Annotated in this window: 3 protein-coding genes; 2 read left to right on the forward strand and 1 reads right to left on the reverse strand. The window is 47.9% G+C overall.

The window, feature by feature from the left end; all coding sequences use genetic code 11:
* Positions 1 to 118 precede the first annotated feature (118 nt).
* Positions 119 to 1,063 (forward strand): hypothetical protein, encoded by a 945-nt coding sequence (locus FJZ26_04405; GenBank protein MBM3229645.1) that lies wholly within the window; start codon positions 119 to 121, stop codon positions 1,061 to 1,063.
* A gap of 238 nt (positions 1,064 to 1,301) precedes the next feature.
* On the forward strand, positions 1,302 to 3,491 hold the full coding sequence (locus tag FJZ26_04410; protein ID MBM3229646.1) for an elongation factor EF-2: 2,190 nt from the start codon (positions 1,302 to 1,304) through the stop codon (positions 3,489 to 3,491).
* Between the two features lie 140 nt (positions 3,492 to 3,631).
* Here the strand turns inward: FJZ26_04410 and FJZ26_04415 are convergent, their stop codons facing one another.
* Positions 3,632 to 4,216: a hypothetical protein gene (locus tag FJZ26_04415; protein ID MBM3229647.1), complete on the reverse strand. Its 585-nt coding sequence runs from the start codon at positions 4,214 to 4,216 to the stop codon at positions 3,632 to 3,634.
* Positions 4,217 to 4,525: the final 309 nt, after the last annotated feature.

The raw sequence follows: 4,525 nt of genomic DNA on the forward strand, positions 1-4,525 counted from the left end.
GGGTTTTTTGACAGGGCTTGCAGTGTATGAGGCCAAGGTTCATGGGGCGCATGGCACCCACGAAGCCGGTGGAGTCCAAGGAATCCAAAGGGCCAAAGCTCCTAAAACCACTGTGGAGATGGTTGAGTCGAAAGTGGCGCAGGCAGAGGCTACAATGACTGGCACAATCGCAAGCACAATTGCAAAGGAAGAGGGCTTGGTGGCAGCAAAAACCGAGCCTGTGAAAATTGAAGTGAAAAAAACAGAAGGGCATTATGTAAAAGGCGGCAAGGAAGAAAACACCGGCACAGTGGAAAACGAGCTACAGCAAATAATATTTGCCATAAATGACACAAATATACGGGGGGCTTTGGAAAATGCGCTCAAGCCCTATTTGGCATTTGAAAAGCAGGTAAATGAAAATATGCTGCCAATGATGAAAAATATTAACGTCGGGCCGCTTTTGCTTCAAATCGCGCAGGCAGTTGAAACCCAGGCAACCAATCCGGAACTTGAACCCGAGTCAAGGCAGAAAATATCCCTTGAGCTAACCAATGTTTATTCAAGTGAACACGTGGTCAAAGCCATCACCGGCATAGAGGCGATTGGAAAAGTGAATCGGGTTGAAAAACAAACTGAAATGGCAGGATTAATCGGAAATATAACTGTCAAGCAGGGTGAAGAAGTGGCGCTAAGGGTGGCGGAAAGTTTGGTTTCGGTTCTATCAAAAAAGGGTTCTGGAACTGCTCTAAACGCGGCATCGTGCATTAATATAATCTCTACGGGTGCTCAGGCGGAGTTCGTGCTTGTGGCGGCAGAGTTTGTGGAAAAGAACCCGGGGCTTGTGAAGCATCTGAACAAGATAGCCACACACGCGACAAAGCCTGAAAAATTCACAAGCGGGCAGGCACTTGCATCGGCAGTTTTGGCAATACAATCAAGCCAAAATCAGCCTGAGGCGGCAGCGGAACTTGCAAAAACCGCTAAAAACTCGCATTCTCCTGACCATGTAGTGCAAATGGCAAGAAACATGCTTGACAGGGCGACTAAAGAGCTTGGCAAAAACGGAACACTGGCCCCCTGAGCCTTGGGGAATGCTTGGGGGCATGAACAAGAAATTGGAATTTTTCTATTTTGCCCCCCCTCAAAAACGTATTTAAAGATTAGCCCCTTAATTATCCCGTAAAAGTCTACTTGAAATGCTGCTGGAGAGCAACTGAATCCGGGTTTGCGGTCTGTTCGGTTTTCAGAGTCTGAGTTCAAGTGTCTTTAATCAAGCATGCTGTTATTTATCATCCTTTATTCAAGGCAGGTGAAATTTTATGGTTAGAAAAGAATACGTCGTAGGCGAAGTCACAAAACTAATGAGCAACCTGGAAAACGTGAGAAACGTCGCCATCTGCGCACATGTTGACCACGGCAAGACAACTCTTACGGATTCGCTTGTCGCAAGGGCAGGCCTTATCTCAAAGGATTTGGCAGGCGAGCAGCGAGTCATGGACTTTGACGAGCAGGAGCAGGCGCGAGGAATCACGATTAAGGCCGCAAACATTTCGATTGCCTTTGAGTTGAAAGGAAAGGATTACCTGATGAACCTTATTGACACGCCTGGGCACGTGGACTTTGGCGGCCATGTCACCCGCGCAATGAGGGCGGTTGACGGCGTGGTCCTTGTTGTGGACTCAGTTGAGGGCATCATGCCCCAAACAGAAACCGTTATGAGGCAGGCACTTCGTGAAAGGGCAAAGCCGACAATATTCATAAACAAGATTGACAGGCTGATTAACGAGCTGCAGCTTGACGGCGAGGCTATGCAGGCAAGGTTCGTGAAAATCATAAACGGCCTGAATAAAATCATAGCCCAATACGCCCCGGAGGACAAAAGGGAGGATTGGATGATTGCAGTTGCAAAAGGCAACGTGGCCTTTGGCTCCGCGTTCAACAAGTGGGCGGTTTCAATTCTTTCAATGAAGCGCTTCAATCTTTCTTTCAAGGAAATGGCGCAATTGTGCAAGGAGGGGAAGCATAAGGAACTTCAGGAAAAGTCGCCTCTTGACGAGATAATGCTTGAAATGGTCACAGAGCATCTTCCAAATCCGCTTGTGGCCCAGAAATACAGGATTCCGGTAATATGGAAAGGCGAACTCGATTCTACGGAAGGCAAGTCAATGCTTGCCTGCGATTCAAACGGCAAGACAATAGGCGTGTGCTTTGGCGTTGTTAACGACGAGCATGCAGGTGAGGTTGCAGTTGTCAGGTTGTTTTCCGGAAAAGTCAAAAAAAGCGACATGCTCTACCTTGCATCCAAATTCAGCGAGGAGAAGGTGCAGCAGTGCGCGGTTTACATGGGCATTGACAGGGTCATGGTTGATACGGTTTCGGCTGGCAACATAGTTGGCATTGTCGGCCTGCGCGACGTTTATGTCGGTGAGACTGTAAGCGACGGCAAAGTCGAGCCGTTTGAGCAAATCAAGCATTATTCCGAGCCAGTTGTCACCAAGTCGATTGAAGCAAAGGACTCAAAGGACCTTGCAAAGCTGATTGCAGCCCTAAGGCAACTATCCAAGGAGGACCCGACACTCAAAGTTGAAATAAATCAGGAGACCGGGGAGCACTTGATTTCCGGCATGGGCGACTTGCACCTTGAAATCATCGAATACAAAATCTCAAAGGAGCGGGGAATAAACATTATCACCTCTCCGCCAATAGTAGTTTACAGGGAAGCGCTTTTGGGCAACTCGCCGCAAATCGAAGGCAAGTCGCCAAACAAGCACACCAAGCTCAAGGTGTTTGTTGAAAAACTAGAACAGTCTGTCATTGATGCAATAGACAACGGGGATGTTGCCGAAGGCAGGCCAAAAGGGAAAAGTGCAGTCGAGGCGCTTGTCAAGGCAGGGCTGGACCGCGACTTGGCAAAGGCAGTCAAGCACATCTACAACAAGTCCCTGTTCATAAACGACACCCGAGGCGTCCAGTACCTTGACGAGATTATGGAGCTGTTGCTTCAAGGTTTTGAGGAAGCCTTGGAAAAGGGCCCGCTTGCAAAGGAAAAAGTCTCAGGAATAAAAGTGCGCCTTGTGGACGCCCTTATACACGAAGACCCAGTGCACAGGGGCCCTGCGCAAATCATTCCTGCAATCAAAAGGCCAATGTATGCAGGCATGCTTCTTGCAGGAGTCACGCTGCACGAGCCAAAGCAAAAGCTGACAATCATTGTGCCGCAGGACTACATGGGGGCGGTTATCACCCTTATCCAGGGAAAGCGCGGGCAGATGATTGACATGCAGCAGGAAGGCGAGGTTACAAACATAATAGCAAAGGTGCCTGTTGCGGAGCTGTTCGGCTTTGGAAACGACCTAAGGTCAGCAACCCAGGGAAGGGCAATACCTTACCAGGAATATGCGGGCTACGAGCCGCTGCCAAAGGACCTTCTCAACAAGGTCGTCAGGCAAATCAGGGAGCGCAAGGGCGACAAGCCGGAACCCCCGACTCCAAACGATTTCTTGGACTAGAACTATTATTAATTGGCTATACTAAAATTATTTCTTTGTCACCCTGGTTTTTTGCCCAATCATTTCTTACCAGTTGCACTACTGTTGTTTATATCCTATTATTCTCGACTTTGGGCAGACTGTTCCAATCCCCAAAATCTTCATCCCACACTTGAATTCGTCCAAAGAAACACGCGCAAATAAACAAATTCTCCGTCGAGTACACCAATCCTCTGCATGCTGGCAATATTTGTCGGACTTGTTGCTGAAAAGTCCTTGCCAAAGCTGTAAAGAGGCGCGCTTGTCCCGTTTTTTCTTATCTGGCCGTAGAACTCGTAGCCGCCTATCTTGAACAAACCCTTGAGTTTCCCATAATCCGCCGGGTCAAAGGAATAATCCCGCATTTTGATTATCTTTGCAGCATCAAATTCGTTGCTTGCCTGTGTTTTTAATAAGCCAAGCTGGTTTGCGCCTCCGATATTCATGTTCCAATTTTGCGGATAGCCTGTTGTCATCAATGTGTCAGACAGTCGCATTGCCTCAATATTCATCCTGTCGGTCTGAGAGTCCATCACTGAGTTTATCCCAAACCAGTAGCTTGAGAGTATGGAAACTGCTATTATGAAAATAATGCTTGCCGCAATCGCATCAAAGGAAAAATACTGGCCCCTGAATGACCGCCTTTTGAGAGTAGCGCAGTTCCCTGATGTTGCCCTTGCCTTGTTTTCCATGCTTTCATCCATCATATATCAGCCCTAAATTTTGCCTATTCAACAACCATCCGTTATCTTTGCGACACCAAAAGCCTGTTGCCTGTGTTTTCAACCTGAAACCTTCCCTTGCTTGCATTAAGCGATATCCATGATACCCCGCTTGCAGCATCAACTCCATTTTCTGTCCCGCTTCCTCCGGTAATATTGTTGGTGTTTATTGCAAAAGAGGCCGCAAAAGGCCTTGAGCCCTCGCTCCAATTGACAAACACCTGCCTGTTTGACATTATCCGGACATCGTAGTCCTGGGACAAAAGCTTTTCTGGCACGCTGAAGTTGCCAAAA

Source organism: Candidatus Parvarchaeota archaeon, from assembly GCA_016866895.1.
Classification (GTDB): domain Archaea; phylum Micrarchaeota; class Micrarchaeia; order Anstonellales; family VGKX01; genus VGKX01.

Coding starts and splice junctions, on each gene's coding strand:
- FJZ26_04405 (MBM3229645.1), top strand. CDS start 119: ATGGTTGAGTCGAAAGTGGCGCAGGCAGAGGCTACAATGACTGGCACA.
- FJZ26_04410 (MBM3229646.1), top strand. CDS start 1,302: ATGGTTAGAAAAGAATACGTCGTAGGCGAAGTCACAAAACTAATGAGC.
- FJZ26_04415 (MBM3229647.1), bottom strand. CDS start 4,216: ATGATGGATGAAAGCATGGAAAACAAGGCAAGGGCAACATCAGGGAAC.